The organism is Legionella bononiensis, from assembly GCF_016786215.1.
Lineage (GTDB): Bacteria > Pseudomonadota > Gammaproteobacteria > Legionellales > Legionellaceae > Legionella > Legionella bononiensis.
In genome coordinates, this window is sequence record NZ_JADOBG010000020.1 from 25,186 (window position 1) to 48,854 (window position 23,669).

The window sequence follows — 23,669 nt, forward strand, 5'->3', positions numbered from 1 at the left end:
CGACTCGGACTTTTTTGCGGAGCGTTGGGAATGAGTTGTCAAAACACTTTTTAAAAAAAGGGAAAAGGATTAGGGATGTGGCAAATTAAGAAAATTGTGAGGCATTTAGATGAATCCATGCAACGAAGCTTATCTAACTCCGCTCATCAATTGGTTGCTGTTGGCGCCATAGCATTTTTAGGGTTTCCATTTTTTTATCTGATTTGGGTGTATTGTTTCCCGCAAGCTTATGAAAGCATGCTATTACGTCTTATTGGCAGTATGTTAGGCCTGGGATTAATGCTGACTCCTTACTGGCCGGCCCAATGGAAGAATTATTTATCCTGGTATTGGTTTTTAACCTTATTGTTTACCTTACCGTTTTTTTTCACCTTTCTTTTTTTGATGAATGAGGCCAGCGTTATCTCAGCAATGTCTTTGCTTTGCAGTGTATTTTTGTTGGTATTGCTCGTCGATTTATTGAGCTTAACCATCGTCTTGAATTTGGGTGTTGGCATGGCTTTAATAGGATATTACTGGCTGTCTCCGCACATTTATTTTGGAGAAGAACACATAGAAATGGCCTTAGTCATCCTTTTTACTATAATAGCAGGCTCTACATTAAATTATAAAACTGCCATGCTGCAACAGCAGCGTTTAGCCGGGATGGCCGCTGCCGCGGGAATGATTGCTCATGAATTGAGAACTCCTTTATTGGGAATTAAAAGTGGCGCTCAGGCCTTGGTTCAATATTTACCCGGATTAATTCAAGGTTATCAACTTGCTAAAGAACATCAGTTGATACTAACTCCTTTGAAAGAGCGGCGATTGCTGCAATTGGAAGGCGTAAGTGATCGTATTGTAAGTGAGATTGATTACGCGAATACTATTATTGATATGTTATTGGTTAAGGCAGGTCGCGAGAACACCATACAGAATTGTATTATGGAAACGTGCTCCATGGCAGATTGTTTGAATGAAGCGATTTCACGATATCCGTTTTTATCACCACGAGAGCGAACTTTAATTTCCTGGGAAGGGGATTTTCAATTTAAAGGATCAAAATTGCTCATGCAGCATGTCTTATTTAATTTAATAAAAAATGCACTCTATATGATAGCAACCGCTCAACGCGGCGAGATTCATATTTGGACTGAATATGGCGATAAATTCAATTACTTACATTTTAAAGACACCGCTAAAGGAATGACCAGTCAACAGGTTTCTCGATTGTTTAATCATTTCTATACCACGACGTTTATGGGGACTGGCATAGGGCTTTCTTTTTGTAAATTAGTGATGAATGGTTTTGGTGGCACTATTAGTTGTGAAGCTGAAGAAGGGCAATATGCTTTATTTAGCTTGAGTTTTCCAATTATGGATTAATTTTAATACTCAGGGATAGAATAATGAAAGGAAATAAGTTACTCCGTTTAGTGCACCTGATCTTTTTTATGTGTTGCTCCAACCTTCTGTTTTCAGGATCTCAGCCTAAATTTACTATTATTCCTACAGTTGCGAATGGCAATATTGTCCAGGTTTCAAGTATTGGTAAAGCAGAGGTAACCTATCTGGTTACTAATAAAACCAAATTGCGCCGTTCGCTGGTGATGACGCCCATCACAGGTATTAGCCTGATTCGTGGTGGAGTTTCTAACTGCGCCGATTCTTTTGTGCTTGACCCTCAGCAGTCCTGTGTATTGAAACTTGAAATTAATGGAAGTCTAATACCCGCGAAAGGATATTTTGGCGGGCCGATTATTTGTAAGAGAAATGACAATGGCTCACCCGATCCCTTTTTATGTTCAGAACCTTCACAACCCCATAGTTTGAATGTCTCTGTTATTTCGCCTGGATTGGGGCGGTTTGAGTTTCGTCAGGGTGGGGTGCCAATTCCTGGAAATACCATAAGACTGGTTTCAATTGACTCAGGGGCTATTGAATTATTTAATTCAGGAACTGGAATCATTCAAAATATAACCCTTTCTTACCCAGCAGGTTATTTTACCAGTACTTGTGGTTCTACTCTTGCTCCCAATCAAGGATGTTTTCTTAATTACACCATTCCTCCCCTCCCTCCTTCGGAAACCCTGTTCATCATCGCGAATGGCCTCAATGCGAGTAATAGCCCACAATCTTTGAAAGTCGTCGTTAATCCAGGATTTGCTCATATCACTAACTCAACAAATGGCAGTGTGACTCAATGTGGTTTTCTACCGAATGGAACTTTTAGTGCGTGTAATGATTCCGGAGTGGGTAATGCGTTTAATGGCCCAGGTGGAATTGCGCTAAATTATAATCTAAACATCGCTTATGTGGTTAATTCACTCGGAGGAACGGTTTCTCGTTGTGTGATGAACAGTAACGGAAATTTTGTTGCATGTACTGACTATAATGGAGGGAGTACACCGTTCGTAAGTCCTGAAAGCATTACTCTGAACAATGCGGGTACTCGCGCTTATGTAACTAATGTGAATTTTGTATCAGTGTGTTCTCTCGATTCGAATGGTGCGTTTATTGATTGTCTTAATGCAGGAGGTACTGGTGTTCCTTTGACTGCTCCATTGGGGATTGTTTTAAATGATCTGGAAACCTTTGCGTATATAAGTTGTTGCGATGAAGTCGTTAAGTGTTTAATAAAATCTGATGGAACGTTTGGACTTTGTGTTGATTCAGGTCCTGGTAGCATTTTTACCTTGCCTAATGGCATTACCCTTAATAAACGAAATTCTATTGGCTATGTGGCCAATCAGGGCAGTCCTGGAGAAGGCATCTCATTATGCGCCATTTCAGGGGGGAATTTTACTGCGTGTACTTTATTCACATCCTCGTTATTCCAGAATCCGACTGCAATAGAATTAAATAATTCAGAAAATTATGCTTATGTCACTGATCTGAGTAATGTTGTATTGGTATGCAGGATGAACGCTAATGGTGGTCTTGTAGGTTGTGTTGATTCAGGAGCCGTCTTTAATGGGCCATTCGGAATTGCGTTATCACGTTAACAGTTTAACCTCGGAATTTAACGGCGTCATTTTAGATGGAGTTAAAATGACGTCGTTATTTAACTTGTCGGTTTATAATGTTTTTAGGACTGTGATGCACGTAATGATAGGGCAATAAAAATATAGGTCCAACCATTGACTATCATGTCGATGGCAATAAATAGTCCAATTACCCAGAGAGCGCTAGCTGGCCATTGCGCTAATATCAGAACCCCAAGAATTATTGCGGTGATACCTGCTAAAAATAACCAACCCCAACCTTTTGATTCTCGCAATACTAAAGCCATAATAATACGTGTGAATCCAATCACGATCAGTACAGCAGCTAAAATACCAGTGATTAAGGTTGATGCCAGGAATGGGTCATAAAATACCAGACATCCTGCTGCAATATACAATACTGCAATTAAAGCCTGCCAGATAATCCCTTTCCATTCTTTATGTTTAAATACATCAATAATATGCGTTATACCGGAGACGACCAGAAGTGCGCCAAAAAAATACATACTTACCAGGGTTAAACCAACCACCATACCCAGACCGATACAGCCTAAGAATAGAAAAAGTATTCCCAGTCCTAAAATCCAACCCCAGTTACGTTTCAATTCACCAACTATTGGTTGGTAAACTTCTTGCGAATTAGCCATAAAATATCCTTATTAAATTACCCGATTGAAAGCAGCGATGACTTCGAATTTAAGAAATTTGAAATGAAGTCACTTTAATATAGACTAATTATCAATATGTTGTCGAATGTTCTCTGTGAGTATATCTGGGTTTCTTTCTCGGTTGAAATGAGTCAATAATCTTGAAACCAATTAAAAAAAGGTAATCCACATTGATTGATGCATATAAATCGCAAATGATTTGGCTAAAGTAGTCAATCATGATATTTTATAGGCAGGTTTGCAGCTTGTGTGTGGATTTGATTTATAAAGGATTTTGTGCGTTTCAATAGGATTTGTTTTCGTATCGTTTTGCTCAGGAGGAGCTATGCAACATTTCTCTATACCTACCTGTTACTTCCCAAGTACTGCGGTATTTGTAGATGATAGTCGCGATTTTTTGCTCAATTTTGTTCTGCATTTAGATGAGGGATTGGCCTATCGTGTCTTTGATTCTCCATTTAATGCGTTGGAATGTATCCATAAAAAGCGTTGTGAATTGGAACTATTGAGTCAGCGCTGCATCAGTGAATATACAGAAGCCAAAAATTGTCCCTTGACTAATCATACTATCAATCTGGATTTAGCTGCGATACACGCTGAAGTGTATAATTCGAGACGATTTTCGGAAATATCCGTAGTGATTGTCGATTATGCCATGCCGGGAATGGATGGTTTGGAATTTTGTAGACGAATTGAAGATACCAATATAAAAAAGATCCTGTTAACAGGCCAGGCCGATGAAAAACTTGCAATTGAAGCCTTTAATGAAGGATTAATACATCGATACATTAAAAAAAGTGATCCTGATGTTGCTGGTCTGATAATCAAGAGCATTCATGATTTGCAATTGCAGTACTTCCAAAGTATGTCCGATATGGTCGTGCGTATGCTCTCAGTAACCTCGCCAAGCTGTCTCCATGATAAAAAATTTGCTGAATTGTTTTGGGATTTATGTAAAAAGAAAGGGATAGTGGAATTTTATCTTGCTGATAATTCAGGTAGTTTTTTCATGCTGGATGATGACGCCAATATCAGTTTTTTAATTGTAAAAAATGAAGCCGATATGCGTCTGCATTATGATTTGGCTTTGGATAATGGAGCCAGTGAAGAGGTTTTGGACCAATTACTCAGTGGTGAGAAAATCCCTTGCTTTTGGCAGTCAAATTCTGTGACCCCGCAATGGAATGAATGGACCAATTGTTTAGTGCCTGCTCATAAATTTGTTTCTGATGAAACCTATTATTATGCTTATGTGCAAGGTGCTGTATTGTTTGATGTTCGCCTGGATAAAATTTTATCCTATCACCAATACCTTGAAGAGTTGGATGCGGAGGAAATGTTCCTGACTTAATAGACAGGTGATGGGTTAACGCACTCTATTTAAAATCTGAATTGATTAGGGGGTGTTGGTTGAGAATAAATAGATCAATTGTCAACACTCCTTTAATCGAACACCAGTTTTATAATCAGTTTTGTTGATAATTGAAAAAAGGAATATCTCGTTTATGCTCTGCTAACTTGAGTAAGCAGTCTATCACTCGAATCAGATCCTTTTTTTCGTGATTGGAGCTGATGGATAAACGTATCAATGTTTTATTTTTTGGGGTGGCTGGCGAACAAAATACAGCTCCAAAAATATCTTCTTTTTCCAGTTCATTGCGTAACCAAATCGTATTGGCTTCGTTTCCCGTCATGATTGGAATAATTTGTGATTTAGTGTAACCGATATTAAAACCGTGTATTAAGAGGGCTTCTCGTAAAAACGTGGCATTGGCATGTAGTTTTTCTCGACGCCACTCTTCCCGGGAGATAATCTCCAGTGAAGATGAAAATCCAGCCAAATCATGAGGAACCAGTGCGGAACTAAATATTGCCGGAAGTGAGGAGTAGCGTACAAATTCAATTAGCCGTTTTTTTCCCGCAATTAATCCACCTCTACCTGAAAAAGCTTTCGCCAAACTTGCCGTTATGACATCAACTTGATCGGATAGACCTAATTCGGTAACCAATCCTTTTCCATTTGGACCATAAGTTCCGAGTGAGTGCGATTCATCAACAATTAACAAGCAATTGTATTTTTTTGCAATTTTGACAAATTCTGATAGTGGACTGATTGTTCCTGTTGTACTGTATATGGAGTCAATTGCAATAATACCTGGGCCATGCCGCTCCAATCTTCTGCATAATGACTCTATTGAATTATGGTGAAACGGAATGGGTTTGGCATTAGCAGCTTTTACACCAGCCCAAAACGACATATGTGTATAAAAATCCAAATAAACCGGTGTGTTTCGTTTGGCCAGAGCCTGAATGATACCTACATTTGAACACCATCCTGACTGGGTAAGTAAGCTTGAGGGATAATTCAAAAATGCGCTAAACCGTTTTTCGCAACTATCCAGCAACAAACTATTATTACTTAAAAATACAGCTGATTGCATTTGGCCATTACCGTGCTTTTGCATGGCGTCCATCTGAGCATTAATCAATTCAGGGTGCTGGCTGATATGTAAATAATCATTACTTGAAAAAATAAGTGCGGTAGGAGTAGGTGTTTTTCCATTAAGAATATGCCTTCCTTGCCAAGATTTTTTCACTCGATCTTCAAAGTAATGCTCCATCGCATCATTGATGAAATCAGGATAGTGTTCAGTTTCTACTCCAGCTTCCCAATTCGATGACTCTGAATTATTAGTTTCTGTATTGTTATCTTGAATTCCCATCCCTAACTCAGATTCTTGTCCATTGGCGGCAGTGTAACATGGCTTTATCAGTTCCCCCAATAATCCTGTTCATTGGTATGAAAAGAGACGCAAAAATGCTTGAAGGCAGGGATACGTCCGCAATGCAAAATCAGCATTTATTTCTATAATATTCATAGAGCATAATTTGATTGGATGGGGTAAAGCAAATGGCAGAATATTTGCTGGATATAGCGAGTGAATCATCCTCGTTGATATTTTTTCAGAATCTGGTACCCGGAACACAGGAGTCCCCTTTTATTGATCGTTATAAGAGTGCGTGTTTGAATGATGAAAGTGCAATGACTCAGATGAGAAAACAATTGTTGAATGAGTTTCCTCCTGTTTTGTCATTTAACCATCAGCAGAAAAAGAAATTTTATGAAGAAGAGGCACGGAATTGTCAGCAATTTTGTTGTGGAGGGATGAGCCTTGATAGTGATTTGAAGGGAAATAGTTTTCTGGAACCAAAAGATCATTATATGCTGTCTATTGGTAATGGAACACTCTACGAAGGAAGCCAGGATCAAATTAAAGACGAGATGCAAACTGATGTACGTCAAGAGCAATTCGGTAGTGCCAAGCAAGATCAATTAATATCGAGTATTAAACATTTTGATGACCTCGTCGCTCAACGTGATCAAAAACCTTCAACATCGAAGACGTCTGAATTGGGGTAAAAATCTGAAAAGTATACCCACAATCCTTTTAATACGAAGCCTGATCCATTTACGGATCAATGAGAAAGATGGAAACAATCAGTTAGAACATTGTACTCTGGACGTCGATTTGTAACATGATGTGTTTACATGCCACCGATTGGTTGGCGGCATGTAGGTGTTATTAGCTGTTAGCCTGCAATCATCTTATCGATAAGAAATTGCAATCATTCACTAAGTTAATCAAGCACGAACCTGTATACCAATGTAGGGTCCATAATAAGTGACATAATTTAATCTCAATGGATCATTCGTACTCGATGCCGCGCGCCTGCCATTCATATCACTGTAATAAATGATTTTAAACCCTCCTGAAATCCCTGCATCATATTTACGAAAAACCGCAGGGATACGGTATAAAAGACCGAGATCGAAAAAGCCGTAAGGCACTAGCCGATCGCGATTAAAACTTTGAAAATCGACAAAATTGATCGGTTGAGCAGGCGCATCATTAATGTCTCCTACCGTTCGCATATCCGACTGACCGACGATAAAACCAAGAGTCACATCATTTTTAAGGATGAGCCTATCCAACAAAGGATACTGGCTTTCAAGACCAATCACAGGGCCAATCCCTTTAAAATTACTCGTGAGTCTATGGGTAAACGAACCACCTATCCGAGAAAACCGTTGAATCAGTCGATCATTTTCATCAACGTAATGAAGTCCAGTATAAGGTCTTAACCGCCAACCTGTTTGGGTGGCGTTAACAACTGCACCGAAGGTTAATTCATAATTATTGAGATCGAAAAGAACGTTTCCAGAAGCCTCATCAAAAAATGTACCGGACACAAGAGTGGCGTTAACTACCAACATGGCATTTGGGGCCGCAATAGAAGAACCCTTCTCATGATTAAAATGCGTTGTTCTGAATTGAATATCGGCATGGTGGGCTGCTAAATCATACTTGACAAATGCCGACCAGGATGGTTCATAAGAGGTATTGACATAATTACCGTTCGCAGCCACGATAGCAGGGGTTACAAAGACCATTTTCGTCGCATAATCAATCATCGCACCGTCAGGTCTTAAAAATGATAGTTCACCGCCAATGGTCCATCGACAAGAGGATCCAGACGAGCAATCGTCTTTTTGCAGGCCCATTTCTCCAGCAGTCCCTGTCATTATGAAGGACAACAAAAGTATTCCTAGTACATACTGTTTCATCTGTGTAAAAACTCCCTATTTTCCGTGGCCAAACGTCACATCATTTACTGTCTGTGTAGCGTTCTATCTCATTTAAAATCGGTTTTTCTAAGCTTATACTGCCTTAAAAGCCAATCAAAATGGCGGGAGGAATACTAACATAAACATTAAGTTGAGTCTTGAAACTTGTTTCCAATTTTTTCCTCGTGTTTTGTCATGTACCGATCAGTTGAAAAGAATTTTTTTGAAGAAGAGGCACGGAAGCGTCAGGATTTTTATGCATACTTCTTTAAATGATGCTGGAAAAAAACGTCACTTGTCGGTATGATTTTTAAATTGTAATCTTGAGGGCGCATCCATGAGGTTGATTAGCGTAGCGCTGTTGACAGTTTGTTCATTTTCAATTTTTGCTTTGGATGATATAGACAGACAGGAAATACAACAAAGAATTCAACCCATAGGTAAAGTGCGTGTTCAGGATCAGGGTAATGATACTTCTAAATCCGTGACAGAAGATGAATCAACGGCTAAAGTTCAAACCAAGGAGCCTGGTCAGGAGACTTACGAGCGCTATTGTATTGTTTGCCATCGTGACGGATTAGCGGGGGCGCCAAAATTTCGCGATACAACCGATTGGGGACCTCGATTATCCGGTAGAACAATCGATGAATTGGTCGCCTCAGCAATAAAAGGATTGAATGCTATGCCACCAAAGGGAACTTGCGTTGAATGTACCGATGCAGATCTTAAAGCTGCTATCCAGTATATGTTGCCAAAATCATGACTAAATTTGCCTATAGAAAAACTCAATCGTTTCTTGCATTAATTACACTTTTTGTATTAATGTCATCCTTTTATTTTCAATATATTGTGGGACTTCAGCCTTGTCCTTTATGTCTAATGCAACGTATTTGTGTTTTTTTGTTATTGGGCATTATGGGGTTGAGCCTCGGCACTCTGAAAAAGGCCCATTTTGTTAGCTTTTTGCAGATTATAGTGGCCTGCGCCGGGTTATTTTTTTCTTTAAGGCATCTATGGTTGCAGTCATTACCTGCTGGTCAAGCTCCAGCCTGTATGCCTGGTTTGGATATATTAATACGTTACTTTCCGTGGCAAACTGTAGCTAAAGCCTTATTTTGGGGGTCAGGAGATTGCGCAGAAACCTCCTGGAGCATGTTGGGAATTTCCATGCCGGGTTGGGCTGCCTTGTATTTTCTTTTTATGGCCATTACAGGACTATTCTTGTTTTTACGAACGCGCTCTTCAATTTATTAACTGGTAATAATGATTTGATTTGGCTATGATTGCTCTTTTTTTGAGTTATCTCTTTTAGATGAATAAATTTTCTTGCGAAGTGCTTTACCGGCATGCCGGCACTAAAGCACGTGTTACCCGTGTTACGACCCCTCATGGCGAGTTTATCACTCCGGTGTTTATGCCCGTGGGAACTCGTGCAGGAGTAAATAACATGACTCCAAGAGAATTATTAGCAGCAGGCAGTCAGATTATTTTAGGTGGTAATACCTATCATATGCTGTGCGCTCCCGGGATGACCGTTATTAAACAGGCGGGTGGTATGCATCCGTTTATGGGATGGCATGGTCCCATGTTAACCGATAGCGGTGGTTTTCAGGTGTTCAGTTTATCCAAAAATAAAGAGATTTGTACTATTGATGAGGAAGGGGCTCATTTTAAACTTCCTGGCAGCCAGGGTTTGATTCATATGACTCCAGAGATGTCGTTGGAAACACAAAAAATCATTGGCGCAGACATCATCATGGCCTTTGATCAATGTACTCCCGATAGTTGCTCCAAAGATGAAGTCGCTCATATTATGTCTCGTACCCATCGTTGGTTAAAACAGTCCGTGAATTATCATCTTGAGCATCCAGATTCACGTTATGGGAATCAACAAGCTTTATTTGGTATCGTTCAAGGTGGTATTTTCGAGGATTTACGACGGGAATGTGCTGATTTTGTTGCTTCAATGAATACAGACGGTATTGCAATTGGTGGTGAGACTATTGGTTTTGATATGAAAACCACAGTTGAGGTTATCCGTTGGGTTCGCGATTTCTTACCTGAAAATAAGCCTCGTTACACTATGGGCGTAGGAATGTCGCCGCAGGATCTTTTGGATGTAGTTGCAGAGGGAATTGATATGTTTGATTGTGTTGCTCCGACACGCAATGCGAGGCATGGGGCTTTATATTGTGGTGAGTTGGTACAAGAGGGGAATTGGTTACGTTTTTCCAGTGAATATGAGAATGAACGAATTCAAATAAAAAAGTCATGTTTTGCCAATGATTTGTCCCCGGTAATGGCGAGTTGCTCTTGTTATACCTGCCTCAATTATTCACGGTCGTATTTACATCATTTATTTAAAAGAAAAGCCAATTTATTTACGGCTCTTGCCAGTATTCATAATATCCATGTACTACATGATGTTTGTGCTAAAATGCGGGCTTTGGTAATAAATTCGTAACTGCTCACTAACCTGGGGAATTTCATCATCATGAACGAAGTGAAGCGGGCGCAAAGCCGGTTTCAGAAAATATGCTTCTTTCGAGATGACATCTACCGGACTTATGGAGACGTTACATCAATTCCTAACAATTTAAGATTTAACAGGAGATATAATGGTTGTAATTAGCACGTCTAAAGGTGATATTCATTTACAGTTAGATACAGAGAACACTCCAGGAACAGCAGAAAATTTTCTGAAATACGTTCGAAGCGGTTTTTATAATGATACGATTTTTCATCGGGTTATCGACGGATTTATGATTCAGGGCGGAGGCTTAAATGCGGATATGCAGCAAAAGTCAACAGAAGAACCCATCAAAAATGAAGCAAAAAATGCCAAACCAAATAAGCGTGGAACTATAGCAATGGCACGTACTATGGATCCACATTCTGCGACTGCTCAATTTTTTATTAATGTCGCGGATAATGGTTTTCTTAATTACAGTGGCGACCATGCCCAAGGTTTTGGATATTGCGTATTTGGTGAAGTGGTTGATGGCATGGATGTTGTTGATGCGATTGCAAAGGTAAAAACAGGACAGAAAATGGGGCATGGAGATGTACCTGTAGAAGAAGTAAGCATTATAGCAATTAAAGAAGTTGAATAAGCAATTTAATTGTCTTATTTCAGGTGTTGCGGTAACAAGGATGAGATTATTGAATTTGTGTTTCCGGGGAGATTGTTTTTCGGATACCTTAGAACTCTGCAGCAGGGCGAATTAGTTTCGCCCCGCAACATGCCTATGTTATTGATTGGGTCTAAATAAGCGGTTCAAGTTATTTCTTTTTCCGCTTTTTTATACTCTCTGAATAATCAAATATGGGTATTTCTATATGAAAGAAAATTGCCAATAACCGTGCAGTAAAAATACTGATTAGAGTGATAATGATATTCAGGTTATGAGGAACCTGAAAATGAGCAAGAGTAATAAACAATACCGCGCCAGCAAGAGCAATGACGGCATACAATTCTTTTCTTAGTACTAATGGAATGTCATTGCATAGAATATCCCGCAACATTCCTCCACAAATACCCGTTAACATCCCACTGATTACGGCTACGCTGGGCGGCATTCCGTGAGCAAGGACTTTTTGCGTTCCAATAATAACGAATGCGGATAGCCCCAGGGCATCAAGAATTAAAAATACTTTCATGATTCTGACAAGGGAATGAGCGATAAATATGGTCAGAAATGCGCATAATGAGGTATATAATAAATATTCCGGATGAGCGACCCAGGTTATCGGGTAGGTGTTAAATAGCGCATCTCGTACTGTACCACCACCTAAGGCAGTAATACAGGCTATAAGCATCACACCAAAAAAGTCCATTTTTTTTCGTCCGGCAGCTAATGCACCAGTTATAGCCTCTACACAAATGCCCAGGAGGAACAGGTAATGGAGTAACATAGGATTCACTGTTATGAAAAAAAACAATGATAACACTATTAAAACAAATGGCGAAATACTGTACTTCAACTAGAATTATAGATAAAGAGAACTATTTTCTACCTGGAGCACCTTGATGGAACCCGATACTCAAAATGAAGCGCCATTGGCTCAGTCAACACACGATGTAACCATTCCTGAGAACATTATTAACCTTGAACGGAATTTAAGGGGTTTGCGTGCAGAAATTGATGTAAAAATCCATAATTTTTCTGCTTATGAGGGTGAGAATCGAGTCGCCTATTTAACCAGCCTGGACTCCATTGCAAAAGAACTGGACAGTGCCATAGAGGGTATAGAGACTCTAGTCGGTCTGGTGAACACTCAAAGTGATGAAGAAAAACAGACCTTTTATCAAAGTGAAACCATGCAGAAATTTTATGGGATAGTGACTGAGCAATTAAATGAAATGTCGCAATTAAGGAAGAAACTCTAATTCATCAGACGTGTTAATCATTTATTATCTTGTCTTTGAGACTGCGATAATGACCAGTTCAGGTCTTACGAAAAACGCCCCAACTCCTTGTTAAACAGTGCTTTCTTTGACTGTAGGGTTGTTCGTAAGCTCTTTTGTTAACTCGCTTAAGATTTTTTATGCCGGTTTTTGATATTGAACAGTAAAAACAGGGTTTTCAGAATCCATCTGTGCAATCTGATAATTGTTTCTGCCTTTTCGATAACGACGAGCCAGGGAGCGAACATTAATAAGGACGATAGTCGCCAGTACCATGATAATAATGCCTGGTGAACTGGGCATATGAGTCGTTCTCGCCAGATAATCAGCCAATAGGGGTGGTAATCCAGCGGCCAGACTCGCTGCAACTGAATAGACAATAGAAAGAGCCGTGCAACGTATTTGTAATGGGAACAACTCAGTTAAGAGTACTGTCGAAACACTGTAATAGCAGGCACAGGGAATGGAAATAATTAATTGCATTAAAATAAAGTACCCTGTATTGCCATAATTGATTATATGCATGAAAGGGTAGGTCATAATAAGTAATCCACTGCTGGCAAAAATCAACATTTTTAATCGATCGTGTCTATCTGATAACCAACCAAATAGTGGAATAAGCATGGTGACACACAGTAAAGAGAGAATATTGGACATCATGATCAGGTTACGCGGTATATGGGCATATTGAATGGCGTGCAATGGAATATACAAATAAAAGAAAAATCCTGTTGTAACCGACAAAAACACCGAAAAAAATGCAAAGTAAAACATAAAAGGGTATTTTTTTACAAAATCCAGTGATTGTTTATAGATATCGCGTGTTGAAGGTTTCTTTCTGTTTGCATAGTAAATGATGTAAGCCAGACTCTCCGGCATTTTTGCACGGATAAAGAATCCAATCAGCGTCGTTATTAAGGCAAATAAAAAAGGGATCCGCCATAGATTGTTGAATTCCGGATTGGTATTTGAATAGTAATGAAAAAGCTCTGCAACCAGGCAGGCTACTAAATATCCAGCTTTTACGCCTACTGACGACCAGCATCCTCTAAAACCTCGTTGACTGGTATCCCCGCTTTCAACCAGTAATGAAGAGGAATTTAAAAACTCAGAGCCTAGCGCCATGCTCTGAATTATCCTAAAGGTTAATAAACAACCGGCAGCAAGTATGCCAATCTTATCATAAGCGGGTATTATACCTATTAGGGAGGTGGATACACCCATGATTACAATTGAAGCCATTAGGACATTTTTTCGACCATATAAATCAGAGAGTAGCCCCAGGAAAAACGCACCTATTGGTTTTGCCAGATAGGCGATAAAAATAAGGGATAACATTACCGTTGGTTTCCCTCGGGTATCGCCTAACAGGTTACGGGATAATTCTGCTGATAAAAAATAACAGATGGACATATCGTAAGCTTCTACAACATTTCCCATCAGTCCGCCTAATATTACTTTATTTTGATGTTTCATAATGAACCTGTAGCGGTAAATTTTGCGCAGACACAGCGTCGCAATAATTAAATAGAGGATTAAGCATATTCGAACAGTACTGGCCTATTTTATAAAAGTCATCGTGCTGACTAGTAAACAGTTCTTGAGTGTGTGGGCATGATTTACGGCTTGCCAAAGAATAGATAACGTAATCATTGTCTATTTTAGCAGCCATTGATAACCCGATTGGAAAAGCGTGTTTAATCTGCTTGAGGTAATACAGCTCATCATAACGCTCCGGATCGTATAAGGCTTGCCAGAAAGCCTGTCCTCCCAACTTATACCATTGAGGATTGTAGGTTTGATCAAAATGCCATAGTGAGCTGCTGAATAAATTAAATTCCATCGAGGGGGTGGATGATAAAGACACCAGTTCATTATGTTCATTGATGCGCGTTAGTGCAATATGATGAATTTCATGTATTCCCAACACATCCCTGAATACGTTTGAAAGTTTGCTTTTAAATGCAAATAGAACTTCCAGATGCTGTGGGTGGAGCATCAGTTTACGGCTATTTTCCATGAATACTTCTCTACGTTCCATGCGGATGGCTAAAATGCTTCACTGAAGCCAAAGCCAGGTCAATAATTTTTTTTGACTGCTCTTCGTTGGCGTTGATCAAGCTGACGTCGTTAATCAATTCCATCAAAAATTCAGGCACTTCATGTTCCATTAAATCGCCATTATATAGACATGCTGCTCTTGTGAAAATATAGTGAAGCAAATTTCTGCTGATTGTTAATTTATCTTTCGATAAGCCTGGGTCATTATGAGCATCTCCAAACAATAGCCAGCCAGGGGAAACGTGTAGTTTCGCGGCGATTTCAACAAGTTTCACTGGCTCCGGTATGGCTTCTCCACGCAGATATTTTCGGCAAATTTGAACGGAGTAACCGGTGATTTCAGCTAATTTGTGTATGCATACGCCGGATGTCGAGCGTTGTGAATTAAATCCTGCTGCAATCATTGCATCACGCAAGCGGTAAGCAAACTGTTTTGTTAAGTTAACTTTTTCCATGGGGAGGCAATGTTCCTGATCTCTATATGCTGACTAGAGTGTAACAAAGGGTAACAAAACCTGCAAATAGAGAAATAAATGGAAACTTTTAGTTTCGTTTGGAAATTAATGGTTGACAGAGGAAATCAAATGATTATAATGACCGACGAAACGCATGGAAACAGTTTCAATAGTCCAAACATGGAAGCACGTGATACCGGATGGATCCGGTATCACACCAAAGTCCAATTATGATGGAACAGTGGTATAACCATAGCGGTTAACCTCGCAACCTAATGGCTTGAATGGCTCCCTTCCATTCAGGCCTTTCTATTTTTTGACGGGAAGTTTGAGTTCATTGAGCAATTGAATTAAATTATTTGAAAGCGGAACCCTGATTTGTTTATGGCGACTGCCTTCTCCTCGGATTAATTCGCAATGAGACTTGGGTAATTTGAATAGCTTCGCAACAAATTTAATAAGTTCCTTATTCGCTTCGCCATCTTGTGGTTTGGCATGTAGTGCTATATGCACGTCATTATCGGTAATGGCCAGTAATGCGGATTGCTTTGCATTCGGTTTGGCATAGATGGATAGAGTCACATGATCATTTTCTAGTTTAAACCACATCAATTATTCTGCCTGTTATCTGAATTGTAATTTGTGTTATATATTAGTATAGCGAAATCACTTCGAAGTACTTTAAAGTTGTAGATTAAATGATTTGCTTTATAATACATCTTTATTATATAATTCAAACCTATTTGAATACAGGTCGAATTCTAGGCACGTAGCTCAGTGGTAGAGCACCACCTTGACATGGTGGTGGTCGGTGGTTCGATCCCACTCGTGCCTACCAAGTAACTCGAAAGATACAGTAGAATCTACTTAAAGAGCAGCTGCTGCACTGAATAATAAAGTTTTAACCCTGCTCTGCAGGGTTTTTTTTTGAAATGAAGTGCTTGACGGACGGAATGACGGACAGAACTATGCCAAACATTAAATTGCCTGATGGAAGTGTGAAACATTTTGAAGCCCCTTTGACTATTTACGATGTAGCACACAATATTAGTCCCGGATTAGCGAAGGCTGCTCTGGCCGGTCGTGTTGATGGTCGTTTGGTTGATACCAGCTATCTGATTCAGGACGACTGTTCCCTGGTTATAATCACCGAAAAACAAGATGAAAGCCTGGAAGTCATCAGACATTCTACAGCACATTTATTGGCTCAGGCCGTCAAGGCATTATTCCCCAAAGCTCAAGTGACTATAGGGCCAGTAATTGAAGATGGGTTTTATTACGATTTTGCTTTTGAGCGACCTTTTACACCAGAAGATCTTGAGTTAATTGAAGCAAAAATGCAGGAGTTGGCGAAAGCAAATTATCCTGTTACTCGCAGAGAACTACCTCGTGACGAAGCAATCCAGTATTTTAAAAATTTAGGCGAGGATTATAAAGCCAAAATTATTGCGGATATTCCAGCCGGTGAAGTTCTTTCCTTATACCGACAAGGTGATTTTGAAGATCTGTGTCGTGGCCCACATGTTCCATCTACCGGATTTTTAAAAGCGTTTAAATTGACCAAATTGGCTGGTGCTTACTGGCGCGGTGATTCCAATAATGAAATGCTGCAACGTATTTATGGTACAGCATGGGCTGATAAAAAATCATTAGCTGAATATTTGTTTCGGCTGGAAGAAGCTGAAAAACGTGATCATCGTAAATTGGGAAAAGCACTCGATTTATTTCATTTTCAGGATATTGCCCCGGGGATGGTTTTTTGGCATCCCAACGGCTGGATTATTTATCAGGAGTTAGAGCGCTATATGCGTATGCGTTTGGCTGATTTTGGCTATCAGGAAATTAAAACGCCTCAGTTAGTAGATAAAGTATTATGGGAAAAATCGGGTCACTGGGCAAACTTCAGAGATGAGATGTTTGTCACAGAGACAGAAAATCGACATTATGCCGTAAAACCGATGAATTGCCCCTGTCATGTTCAAGTATATAATCAAGGTCTGAAAAGCTATAGAGATTTGCCCTTAAGGCTCTCTGAGTTCGGTAATTGCCATCGATGCGAACCTTCCGGCTCGTTACATGGATTGATGCGTGTACGTAATATGGTGCAGGATGATGCGCATATATTTTGTACAGAAGATCAAATTCAATCTGAAGTTGCGATGATGTTGGAGTTGGTACAATCTGTATACACGGATTTTGGTTTTAATGAAATTAAATACCGCCTGGCTTTACGTCCCGAAAAACGTGTCGGTTCTGATGAGGTATGGGATAAAGCGGAGAATGCTTTAAAACAAGCCATGCAGGGTAGAAGTATTGAATGGATTGATGCTCCAGGCGAAGGCGCATTTTATGGTCCAAAAATTGAGTGTTCATTATCTGATTGTCTGGGTAGAATTTGGCAATGTGGTACAATTCAGGTGGATTTTTCTATGCCTGCTCGTTTGGAAGCAAGTTATATTGCTGAGGATGGCAGCAAACAGACGCCTGTCATGTTGCATCGTGCGATTTTAGGTTCCTTTGAGCGTTTTATGGGAATATTAATTGAACACTATGCCGGAAAGTTGCCACTATGGTTGTCCCCAGTCCAGGCGGTAGTGCTTACAATAAGTGAAAAACAGAACGCCTATGCGGAAAAAGTCACACGAATTTTACAAAAAAGCGGTATTCGTGCACATTTAGACTTGAGAAATGAGAAAATTGGCTTTAAAATCCGCGAACATACTTTACAAAAAGTGCCTTATTTACTAGTTATAGGCGATAAAGAAGTTGAAAAAGGTCTGGTAGCCGTTCGTTCACGTGAAGGTGTGGACTTGGGCGTGATGACAATAGATACAATTTGTGATACCTTGACGCAAGAAATTGTCCGTAAAGGATCTCTGTAAATAACGAACTGGAGGATTAAACCATTAGTGCACCAACTAAGCGTGAAAATGATCGCGCACGAATTAATGAACAGATCAATGTACCTGAGGTACGCTTAATTGATGTCGATGGTAACCAGGCAGGAATTGTATCAACACGAGAAGCCCTTCGGGCGGCGGAAGAGGGTGGACTGGATTTGGTGGAAATATCTCCAACAGCCAAGCCTCCTGTATGTCGCATTATGGATTATGGTAAGTTTCTTTTTGAACTGAGTAAAAAACAAGCTGAAGCAAAGAAAAAGCAAAAGCAAATTCAGGTCAAAGAGCTGAAATTCCGTCCTACGACGGAAGATGGAGATTATCAGGTCAAGCTACGCAACCTGATCCGTTTCCTGAATCATGGTGATAAGGTCAAAATCACGCTTCGTTTTCGTGGTCGTGAAATGGCTCATCAAGAACTCGGTATGAAAATTCTGGAGCGCATCCAGCTGGATACAGCTGATGTAGCAGTTGTAGAACAACATGCAAAACGCGAAGGAAGACAATTACTGATGGTTTTATCACCCAAAAAAACTAAGTAACAAATGCGGAGTATATTGTTATGCCGAAGTTAAAGTCACATCGCGGAGCATCTAAACGCTTCCGCAAGACAGCAAGTGGTGCGATTAAACGTCGCGGCGCTTACAGGAATCATATCCTCACCAAGAAGTCTACTAAGCAAAAACGCCATTTACGCGTAGGTGCCAGTACTTTGAAGCCATGCGATGCGCGTTTGGCAGAGCGTATGTTGCACGGTAGTTAAGGGGAGATTAAGATATGCCAAGAGTAAAACGTGGTGTGACCGCTAAAGCGCGTCACAAGAAAATATTAGACCAAGCAAAAGGTTATTACGGCGCACGAAGTCGGACCTATCGCGTAGCCAAGCAGGCTGTAATCAAAGCCGGCCAATATGCTTATCGTGATAGACGTCAGAAAAAACGACAGTTCCGTGCTCTATGGATCGTTCGTATTAACGCACAGGCTCGTGAGTGTGGTTTGTCATACAGCCGTTTGATTGATGGTTTGAAAAAAGCTTCAATCGAATTGGATAGAAAAATATTAGCTGATATGGCAATTCATGACAAAGTAGCTTTTGCTGCAGTTGCTGAACAAGCTAAAGCTGCATTAGCAGGCTAAGCAGTCTTTTTCTATCAATGCAATGAGAATGTACTAATAAAATTATTTAGGAGGCTGCGGCCTCCTTTTTACTTGTGGGTATAAAAATGCAGGATATCATCACCATACAAGAACAAGCCTCTGAAGCAATTAACCAAGCGTCGGACATTGCCGCACTTGAGTTAATTCGGGTCGATTTTTTGGGAAAAAAAGGTAAACTGACTGATATTTTAAAAGGCCTTGCGAATTTATCCGCTGAAGAAAAACCCAAGATGGGTCAATTGGTTAATCAGGCAAAACGTGAAATCAGTATGTTGATTGAAACGAAAATGCTTGAATTAAAAGAAAAACAATTGCTGGAAAAATTATCTGCAGAACAAATAGACGTAACACTTCCAGGTCGTAATCGAGAATCGGGTTCGTTACATCCTGTTACCCAGGTAAAACATATTATTAATGAGTTTTTTAGCCGTCTGGGCTTTGATATAGTTGATGGCCCCGAAATTGAAACGGAATTTTATAATTTTGAAGCTTTGAATATTCCTGGTCACCATCCAGCTCGTGCAATGCACGATACTTTTTATTTTGGTGATGGCAGACTTCTAAGAACACATACTTCCCCGGTACAAATTCGTACTATGGAGCAACGTAAACCACCTTTTCGCTTAATCGCTCCAGGACGGGTATATCGCTGTGATTCTGACGTGACTCATACACCGATGTTTCATCAGGTTGAAGGGTTATTAATTGATAAACAGGCTACTCTGGCTGGTTTGAAAGGGTTGCTACATGATTTTTTTGCTCATTTTTTTGGACGCGAACTGGCTCTTAGATTCCGACCATCCTACTTTCCGTTTACCGAACCCTCTGCCGAAGTAGATATTGAATGTACCCAATGCAGTGGAAAGGGGTGTCGATCCTGTAAATTTACCGGATGGCTAGAAGTTCTAGGCTGTGGCATGGTTCATCCTAATGTTCTAAACGCAGTAAATATTTCTCCTGATGAGTATCAGGGATGGGCATTTGGGATGGGGATGGACAGGCTGGCCATGTTGTATTATGGAATAGATGATTTGCGCATGATGTTTGAAAATGATTTAACGTTTTTAAGTCAATTTTAATCATTTAAAACCGGTCACTTTTCTCTCTTACAGTGAGGTCCATGCGGATTATATCTTACAATCCTGAATTGTAGTCCGTAAGTGACGTAAAACATGGGTATGAGAGGCTACAATTGAATTATGGGGACTATAGATGAAATTAAGTAAGTTATGGTTACGTGAATGGGTTAACTTCTCATTAACAGAACACGAGTTAGCCGATCAATTGACTATGGCTGGTTTGGAAGTAGACGCAGTTAACCCTGTCGCAGGTGAATTTACTCATGTAGTTGTTGCCGAAGTTCTAAGTACGAAACCTCATCCTGATGCGGACAAATTGACTTTATGCGAGGTCAATGTAAATGCTGACAAACTATTGAAAATTGTTTGTGGTGCCGCGAATGTCAGAGCCGGTTTAAAAGTAGCCTTGGCGATGATTGGTGCCAAATTGCCCGGTGGCCTCCAAATCAAGGAATCCAAACTACGAGGAGAGTTATCTCAGGGAATGCTTTGCTCCGTTACTGAATTAGGCCTTGCAGAACATTCTGAAGGCATTATGGAGTTAGAGGAAGATGCTCCTGTCGGTATGGATTTACGTGAGTATCTTACCCTTGATGATCATGTGTTTGATGTGGATTTGACGCCTAATCGTGCTGATTGCTTTAGTGTTCTGGGTATAGCCCGGGAAGTTGCGGTATTAAATAAATTACCTTTGATAGAACAACCCATTGCTACAATTACTCCGACTATAGATGATGTCCTTGGGATTCATTTAAACAATTCCCAGGCATGTCCCAGATATTGCGGCCGAATCATACGAAACATCGATACTCAGGCCAAAACGCCTTTATGGATGAGTGAACGTTTGCGTCGGGGCGGAATCAGAATACTTCATCCTGTTGTTGATGTGATGAATTACGTAATGCTCGAATTAGGGCAACCTATGCATGCATTTGATCTGACTAAAATCAATGGTGAAATTAATGTCCGTTTTAGTAATGATTCGGAGCAATTAAAATTATTAGACGGTCAGGATGTCTGCCTGAACGACAAAGTTCTGGTGATTGCTGATAAAGAAAAGCCTCTGGCCATGGCGGGTATCATGGGCGGCGCTGATAGTGCAGTTCAAGCACATACAACGGATGTATTTCTGGAAAGTGCCTTTTTTAATCCGATTACTATTGCTGGTGTAGCCAGAAAATATGGTTTATTCAGCGATTCATCTCAACGATATGAGCGAGGAGTTGATCCCTATCTGCAACTGAAAGCCCTCGAACGAGCAACCGCGTTAATTTTATCCATTGCAGGTGGAACAGCGGGACCTATTATAGAATCCTGTGATACGACGCATTTACCGAAACGAATCCAATTTACTTTTGATACTACAAAAGTGAAACAGCTGACCGGATTGACCATATCGTTACAGGAAATGAGAAGTTTACTGGAGGGATTGGGTATCGTTATTACGCATGAAGCCAGTACAAAATTTGATGTTACTGTTCCTTCACATCGATTTGATATACAGCAAGACGTTGATTTGGTTGAAGAAATCATTCGCTTATATGGCTATGATAATTTAAAAGCTGAACCGATGAATACTGTAGTACAGGCAGGTTCTACCAGTTCTAATGAACGAATTGCTACCCAATTGTCGCATTGGTTTAAAGCCAAAGGATATCATGAAACCATCAGTTATAGTTTTGTGGATCCAGAGATTCAGGAAGCTCTCTATCCCCAGAAAGAGTTTATGCAATTACTCAATCCTATTTCTTCGGAATTATCGCAGATGAGGGTTGGGATGTGGCCGGGATTAATCGCGTCAATGATTTATAATGTCCACAGACAACAGAATGCAATTAAATTTTTTGAACTAGGGGTTGTGTTTGATGTTGAGAAACAGAATTTAACAGAGCGTCCTTGTATTGCTGGTTTATTGATGGGAGAACTGGGTGGCCTGAATTGGAATGAAACAAAGCGATGTTTTGATTTTTATGACTTGAAAGGTGATTTGGAATCACTATTTTCATTATTAAAAATAAATAATGCCGCGTTTATTCCTGCAGTGAATGATGCTTTGCACCCAGGTCAATCAGCACAAATCACAATTGATGGCCAGCATGCAGGATGGATTGGTGTATTACATCCACGCCTGACAGATGCTTTAGATATTGTTCAAGATGTCTTACTATTTGAGTTAAATTTGGATGTATTGAAGAATCCAGTATCGCCATTGTATAAGACGATTTCAAAATATCCTCAAATAAGAAGAGATCTGTCCTTTTTGGTTGATGATAAAATAAATGCCATGCAGATTGAACAGGCAGTCAGATCAGCAGTAAAAGAAGATTGGCTAAAATCATTTGATGTCTTTGATGTTTATGTAGGTAAAGGGGTTCCGGAAGGAAAGAAAAGTCTTGCTGTTGCAATGACCTTACAGGATGATACAAGAACATTAGTTGATTCTGAGATCAATTTATTAATTGATGCTATAATCAAAACACTGGAAAATGAATTTTCAATCATATTGAGGGACTAATCGTGAATGCACTAAGCAAAGCAATAATGGCTGAATCCTTGTGTGATGATTTAAAGCTTTCTAAACCTGTTGCCAAGGAAATGGTAGAAAATTTTTTTGAAGAACTACGTCATGCTCTTGAGCATGGGCAACATGTGAAATTATCCGGATTCGGTAATTTTACTTTAAGAGACAAACCTCAAAGACCAGGTAGAAACCCAAAAACCGGAGAAGAAATTCCCGTAGTTGCCCGAAGAGTGGTAACATTTAAACCCGGTTTGAAATTAAAAACAAAGATAGAAGCAATAGGAAAGTAAATCCTTGACTTATTATACCAAGCACATAATGATATGTACCAATCAAAAGGCTGCAGGTAAACAATGCTGCGCCAATACTGGTGGCGAAGAATATTTTGACTATCTGAAGTCACGCTTACTGGAACTGGACATGCATGGCCCCGGAAAGTATCGTGTGAGTAAGTCGGGTTGTCTTGGGCGTTGCAGTTCTGGCCCTTGCATAGTGATTTATCCTGAAGGGGTGTGGTATTCTTATACTTCTCTTGCTGATATTGATCAAATAATTGAAAGCCATTTAATTGCGGGAGAAACCGCAGAACAGCTTTTAATTGATAAGTAGGTTATTTATTTCGTATGTAGAACAGTTGTAGTTGAATCACAGGAATTATTTCACATATTCATATTCATGTGAAATTTGATGTTTTTATATGGATTTAATTAATTGTTAATAAATTTTTATCCTTTTTACTTGTAGGATGTTTCTGTTTTGGTTAAAATCGCCCGTCCATGATAGAAAGATTACCAATTTAGGCGGTTCG

The 23,669-nt window shown here is 39.8% G+C and carries 26 protein-coding genes and 1 tRNA gene; 19 read left to right on the forward strand and 8 right to left on the reverse strand.

Annotated elements, in window-relative coordinates; translation table 11 throughout:
• Positions 1-75 precede the first annotated feature (75 nt).
• A complete protein-coding gene (locus tag IZU94_RS11880; RefSeq protein WP_203110886.1) occupies positions 76-1,365 on the forward strand; it encodes a sensor histidine kinase in 1,290 nt (429 codons plus the stop codon).
• 23 nt (positions 1,366-1,388) lie between these two features.
• Positions 1,389-2,984 carry an NHL repeat-containing protein gene (locus IZU94_RS11885; RefSeq protein WP_203110888.1) on the forward strand — a complete coding sequence of 532 codons (1,596 nt, stop codon included), beginning with the start codon at positions 1,389-1,391 and terminating at the stop codon, positions 2,982-2,984.
• An 83-nt stretch (positions 2,985-3,067) separates the two neighbouring features.
• Here the strand turns inward: IZU94_RS11885 and IZU94_RS11890 are convergent, their stop codons facing one another.
• Positions 3,068-3,631: an HdeD family acid-resistance protein gene (locus IZU94_RS11890; RefSeq protein WP_203110890.1), complete on the reverse strand. Its 564-nt coding sequence runs from the start codon at positions 3,629-3,631 to the stop codon at positions 3,068-3,070.
• A 346-nt stretch (positions 3,632-3,977) separates the two neighbouring features.
• On the opposite strand from IZU94_RS11890, the gene IZU94_RS11895 reads away from it, so the two are divergent.
• Positions 3,978-5,003, forward strand: a complete 1,026-nt coding sequence (locus IZU94_RS11895; RefSeq protein ID WP_203110892.1) for a response regulator — start codon at positions 3,978-3,980, stop codon at positions 5,001-5,003.
• A 115-nt stretch (positions 5,004-5,118) separates the two neighbouring features.
• Here IZU94_RS11895 and cqsA read toward each other — a convergent pair whose 3' ends face one another.
• Positions 5,119-6,375, reverse strand: coding sequence for an alpha-hydroxyketone-type quorum-sensing autoinducer synthase (gene cqsA, locus IZU94_RS11900; RefSeq protein WP_203110894.1), 1,257 nt, complete (start codon positions 6,373-6,375; stop codon positions 5,119-5,121).
• A gap of 188 nt (positions 6,376-6,563) precedes the next feature.
• Here cqsA and IZU94_RS11905 point away from each other — a divergent pair, with 188 nt between their 5' ends.
• Positions 6,564-7,073, forward strand: coding sequence for a hypothetical protein (locus IZU94_RS11905; RefSeq protein WP_203110896.1), 510 nt, complete (start codon positions 6,564-6,566; stop codon positions 7,071-7,073).
• Between the two features lie 222 nt (positions 7,074-7,295).
• Here the strand turns inward: IZU94_RS11905 and IZU94_RS11910 are convergent, their stop codons facing one another.
• Positions 7,296-8,237, reverse strand: coding sequence for an Lpg1974 family pore-forming outer membrane protein (locus IZU94_RS11910; RefSeq protein ID WP_203110898.1), 942 nt, complete (start codon positions 8,235-8,237; stop codon positions 7,296-7,298).
• A 379-nt stretch (positions 8,238-8,616) separates the two neighbouring features.
• Here IZU94_RS11910 and IZU94_RS11915 point away from each other — a divergent pair, with 379 nt between their 5' ends.
• The 4 genes from IZU94_RS11915 to IZU94_RS11930 all read left to right on the forward strand — a co-directional run bounded on the left by IZU94_RS11915 (position 8,617) and on the right by IZU94_RS11930 (position 11,392).
• On the forward strand, positions 8,617-9,042 hold the full coding sequence (locus tag IZU94_RS11915) for a c-type cytochrome (RefSeq protein ID WP_203110900.1): 426 nt from the start codon (positions 8,617-8,619) through the stop codon (positions 9,040-9,042).
• On the forward strand, positions 9,039-9,533 hold the full coding sequence (locus IZU94_RS11920; RefSeq protein WP_203110902.1) for a disulfide bond formation protein B: 495 nt from the start codon (positions 9,039-9,041) through the stop codon (positions 9,531-9,533). The genes IZU94_RS11915 and IZU94_RS11920 overlap by 4 nt, the downstream gene beginning before the upstream one ends.
• A 58-nt stretch (positions 9,534-9,591) precedes the next feature.
• Positions 9,592-10,743 carry a tRNA guanosine(34) transglycosylase Tgt gene (tgt, locus tag IZU94_RS11925; protein ID WP_203110904.1) on the forward strand — a complete coding sequence of 384 codons (1,152 nt, stop codon included), beginning with the start codon at positions 9,592-9,594 and terminating at the stop codon, positions 10,741-10,743.
• Positions 10,744-10,897: 154 nt separating this feature from the next.
• Entirely contained in the window at positions 10,898-11,392 is a 495-nt protein-coding gene (locus tag IZU94_RS11930; protein ID WP_203110906.1) for a peptidylprolyl isomerase, read from the forward strand.
• A gap of 169 nt (positions 11,393-11,561) precedes the next feature.
• On the opposite strand, the gene IZU94_RS11935 is transcribed toward IZU94_RS11930, so the two are convergent.
• Positions 11,562-12,194 (reverse strand): trimeric intracellular cation channel family protein, encoded by a 633-nt coding sequence (locus IZU94_RS11935; RefSeq protein ID WP_203110908.1) that lies wholly within the window; start codon positions 12,192-12,194, stop codon positions 11,562-11,564.
• 115 nt (positions 12,195-12,309) lie between these two features.
• On the opposite strand from IZU94_RS11935, the gene IZU94_RS11940 reads away from it, so the two are divergent.
• Positions 12,310-12,669 carry a hypothetical protein gene (locus tag IZU94_RS11940; RefSeq protein WP_203110910.1) on the forward strand — a complete coding sequence of 120 codons (360 nt, stop codon included), beginning with the start codon at positions 12,310-12,312 and terminating at the stop codon, positions 12,667-12,669.
• Between the two features lie 156 nt (positions 12,670-12,825).
• Here IZU94_RS11940 and IZU94_RS11945 read toward each other — a convergent pair whose 3' ends face one another.
• The 3 genes from IZU94_RS11945 to IZU94_RS11955 are packed head-to-tail and all read right to left on the reverse strand — an operon-like array spanning position 12,826 to position 15,203.
• Entirely contained in the window at positions 12,826-14,163 is a 1,338-nt protein-coding gene (locus tag IZU94_RS11945) for an MFS transporter (protein WP_203110912.1), read from the reverse strand.
• Positions 14,147-14,728, reverse strand: a complete 582-nt coding sequence (locus tag IZU94_RS11950) for a hypothetical protein (protein ID WP_238400708.1) — start codon at positions 14,726-14,728, stop codon at positions 14,147-14,149. Before IZU94_RS11950 ends, IZU94_RS11945 begins: the two co-directional genes overlap by 17 nt.
• On the reverse strand, positions 14,718-15,203 hold the full coding sequence (locus IZU94_RS11955) for a helix-turn-helix domain-containing protein (RefSeq protein ID WP_203110914.1): 486 nt from the start codon (positions 15,201-15,203) through the stop codon (positions 14,718-14,720). The genes IZU94_RS11950 and IZU94_RS11955 overlap by 11 nt, the downstream gene beginning before the upstream one ends.
• A gap of 78 nt (positions 15,204-15,281) precedes the next feature.
• On the opposite strand from IZU94_RS11955, the gene IZU94_RS11960 reads away from it, so the two are divergent.
• Positions 15,282-15,437, forward strand: coding sequence for a hypothetical protein (locus IZU94_RS11960; RefSeq protein ID WP_203110916.1), 156 nt, complete (start codon positions 15,282-15,284; stop codon positions 15,435-15,437).
• Positions 15,438-15,512: 75 nt separating this feature from the next.
• Here IZU94_RS11960 and IZU94_RS11965 read toward each other — a convergent pair whose 3' ends face one another.
• Positions 15,513-15,812 (reverse strand): DUF167 domain-containing protein, encoded by a 300-nt coding sequence (locus IZU94_RS11965; RefSeq protein ID WP_203110918.1) that lies wholly within the window; start codon positions 15,810-15,812, stop codon positions 15,513-15,515.
• Positions 15,813-15,966: 154 nt separating this feature from the next.
• On the opposite strand from IZU94_RS11965, the gene IZU94_RS11970 reads away from it, so the two are divergent.
• The 9 genes from IZU94_RS11970 to IZU94_RS12010 all read left to right on the forward strand — a co-directional run bounded on the left by IZU94_RS11970 (position 15,967) and on the right by IZU94_RS12010 (position 23,470).
• Positions 15,967-16,041 (forward strand) — tRNA-Val (locus IZU94_RS11970).
• 130 nt (positions 16,042-16,171) lie between these two features.
• Complete coding sequence (thrS, locus tag IZU94_RS11975) at positions 16,172-18,085, forward strand: threonine--tRNA ligase (protein ID WP_203110919.1); 1,914 nt, start codon at positions 16,172-16,174, stop codon at positions 18,083-18,085.
• 23 nt (positions 18,086-18,108) lie between these two features.
• Positions 18,109-18,645 (forward strand): translation initiation factor IF-3, encoded by a 537-nt coding sequence (gene infC / locus IZU94_RS11980; protein ID WP_203111034.1) that lies wholly within the window; start codon positions 18,109-18,111, stop codon positions 18,643-18,645.
• A 20-nt stretch (positions 18,646-18,665) separates the two neighbouring features.
• Positions 18,666-18,866 carry a 50S ribosomal protein L35 gene (gene rpmI, locus IZU94_RS11985; RefSeq protein ID WP_083500053.1) on the forward strand — a complete coding sequence of 67 codons (201 nt, stop codon included), beginning with the start codon at positions 18,666-18,668 and terminating at the stop codon, positions 18,864-18,866.
• Between the two features lie 14 nt (positions 18,867-18,880).
• The gene (gene rplT / locus IZU94_RS11990) at positions 18,881-19,240 is read left to right on the forward strand and encodes a 50S ribosomal protein L20 (RefSeq protein WP_058472825.1); all 360 of its coding nucleotides are present in this window, start codon (positions 18,881-18,883) and stop codon (positions 19,238-19,240) included.
• 86 nt (positions 19,241-19,326) lie between these two features.
• Positions 19,327-20,340 (forward strand): phenylalanine--tRNA ligase subunit alpha, encoded by a 1,014-nt coding sequence (gene pheS / locus IZU94_RS11995; RefSeq protein WP_203110920.1) that lies wholly within the window; start codon positions 19,327-19,329, stop codon positions 20,338-20,340.
• 133 nt (positions 20,341-20,473) lie between these two features.
• Complete coding sequence (gene pheT, locus IZU94_RS12000; protein WP_203110921.1) at positions 20,474-22,855, forward strand: phenylalanine--tRNA ligase subunit beta; 2,382 nt, start codon at positions 20,474-20,476, stop codon at positions 22,853-22,855.
• 2 nt (positions 22,856-22,857) lie between these two features.
• A complete protein-coding gene (locus IZU94_RS12005) occupies positions 22,858-23,151 on the forward strand; it encodes an integration host factor subunit alpha (RefSeq protein WP_058472822.1) in 294 nt (97 codons plus the stop codon).
• A gap of 28 nt (positions 23,152-23,179) precedes the next feature.
• Complete coding sequence (locus IZU94_RS12010) at positions 23,180-23,470, forward strand: (2Fe-2S) ferredoxin domain-containing protein (protein ID WP_203110922.1); 291 nt, start codon at positions 23,180-23,182, stop codon at positions 23,468-23,470.
• Positions 23,471-23,669: the final 199 nt, after the last annotated feature.

Excerpts from the sequence above, each read along its gene's own strand:
- IZU94_RS11880 (WP_203110886.1), top strand. The coding sequence starts at position 76 with ATGTGGCAAATTAAGAAAATTGTGAGGCATTTAGATGAATCCATGCAA.
- IZU94_RS11885 (WP_203110888.1), top strand. The coding sequence starts at position 1,389 with ATGAAAGGAAATAAGTTACTCCGTTTAGTGCACCTGATCTTTTTTATG.
- IZU94_RS11890 (WP_203110890.1), bottom strand. The coding sequence starts at position 3,631 with ATGGCTAATTCGCAAGAAGTTTACCAACCAATAGTTGGTGAATTGAAA.
- IZU94_RS11895 (WP_203110892.1), top strand. The coding sequence starts at position 3,978 with ATGCAACATTTCTCTATACCTACCTGTTACTTCCCAAGTACTGCGGTA.
- cqsA (WP_203110894.1), bottom strand. The coding sequence starts at position 6,375 with ATGGGAATTCAAGATAACAATACAGAAACTAATAATTCAGAGTCATCG.
- IZU94_RS11905 (WP_203110896.1), top strand. The coding sequence starts at position 6,564 with ATGGCAGAATATTTGCTGGATATAGCGAGTGAATCATCCTCGTTGATA.
- IZU94_RS11910 (WP_203110898.1), bottom strand. The coding sequence starts at position 8,237 with ATGACAGGGACTGCTGGAGAAATGGGCCTGCAAAAAGACGATTGCTCG.
- IZU94_RS11915 (WP_203110900.1), top strand. The coding sequence starts at position 8,617 with ATGAGGTTGATTAGCGTAGCGCTGTTGACAGTTTGTTCATTTTCAATT.
- IZU94_RS11920 (WP_203110902.1), top strand. The coding sequence starts at position 9,039 with ATGACTAAATTTGCCTATAGAAAAACTCAATCGTTTCTTGCATTAATT.
- tgt (WP_203110904.1), top strand. The coding sequence starts at position 9,592 with ATGAATAAATTTTCTTGCGAAGTGCTTTACCGGCATGCCGGCACTAAA.
- IZU94_RS11930 (WP_203110906.1), top strand. The coding sequence starts at position 10,898 with ATGGTTGTAATTAGCACGTCTAAAGGTGATATTCATTTACAGTTAGAT.
- IZU94_RS11935 (WP_203110908.1), bottom strand. The coding sequence starts at position 12,194 with ATGTTACTCCATTACCTGTTCCTCCTGGGCATTTGTGTAGAGGCTATA.
- IZU94_RS11940 (WP_203110910.1), top strand. The coding sequence starts at position 12,310 with ATGGAACCCGATACTCAAAATGAAGCGCCATTGGCTCAGTCAACACAC.
- IZU94_RS11945 (WP_203110912.1), bottom strand. The coding sequence starts at position 14,163 with ATGAAACATCAAAATAAAGTAATATTAGGCGGACTGATGGGAAATGTT.
- IZU94_RS11950 (WP_238400708.1), bottom strand. The coding sequence starts at position 14,728 with ATGGAACGTAGAGAAGTATTCATGGAAAATAGCCGTAAACTGATGCTC.
- IZU94_RS11955 (WP_203110914.1), bottom strand. The coding sequence starts at position 15,203 with ATGGAAAAAGTTAACTTAACAAAACAGTTTGCTTACCGCTTGCGTGAT.
- IZU94_RS11960 (WP_203110916.1), top strand. The coding sequence starts at position 15,282 with ATGGAAACTTTTAGTTTCGTTTGGAAATTAATGGTTGACAGAGGAAAT.
- IZU94_RS11965 (WP_203110918.1), bottom strand. The coding sequence starts at position 15,812 with ATGTGGTTTAAACTAGAAAATGATCATGTGACTCTATCCATCTATGCC.
- thrS (WP_203110919.1), top strand. The coding sequence starts at position 16,172 with ATGCCAAACATTAAATTGCCTGATGGAAGTGTGAAACATTTTGAAGCC.
- rpmI (WP_083500053.1), top strand. The coding sequence starts at position 18,666 with ATGCCGAAGTTAAAGTCACATCGCGGAGCATCTAAACGCTTCCGCAAG.
- rplT (WP_058472825.1), top strand. The coding sequence starts at position 18,881 with ATGCCAAGAGTAAAACGTGGTGTGACCGCTAAAGCGCGTCACAAGAAA.
- pheS (WP_203110920.1), top strand. The coding sequence starts at position 19,327 with ATGCAGGATATCATCACCATACAAGAACAAGCCTCTGAAGCAATTAAC.
- pheT (WP_203110921.1), top strand. The coding sequence starts at position 20,474 with ATGAAATTAAGTAAGTTATGGTTACGTGAATGGGTTAACTTCTCATTA.
- IZU94_RS12010 (WP_203110922.1), top strand. The coding sequence starts at position 23,180 with ATGATATGTACCAATCAAAAGGCTGCAGGTAAACAATGCTGCGCCAAT.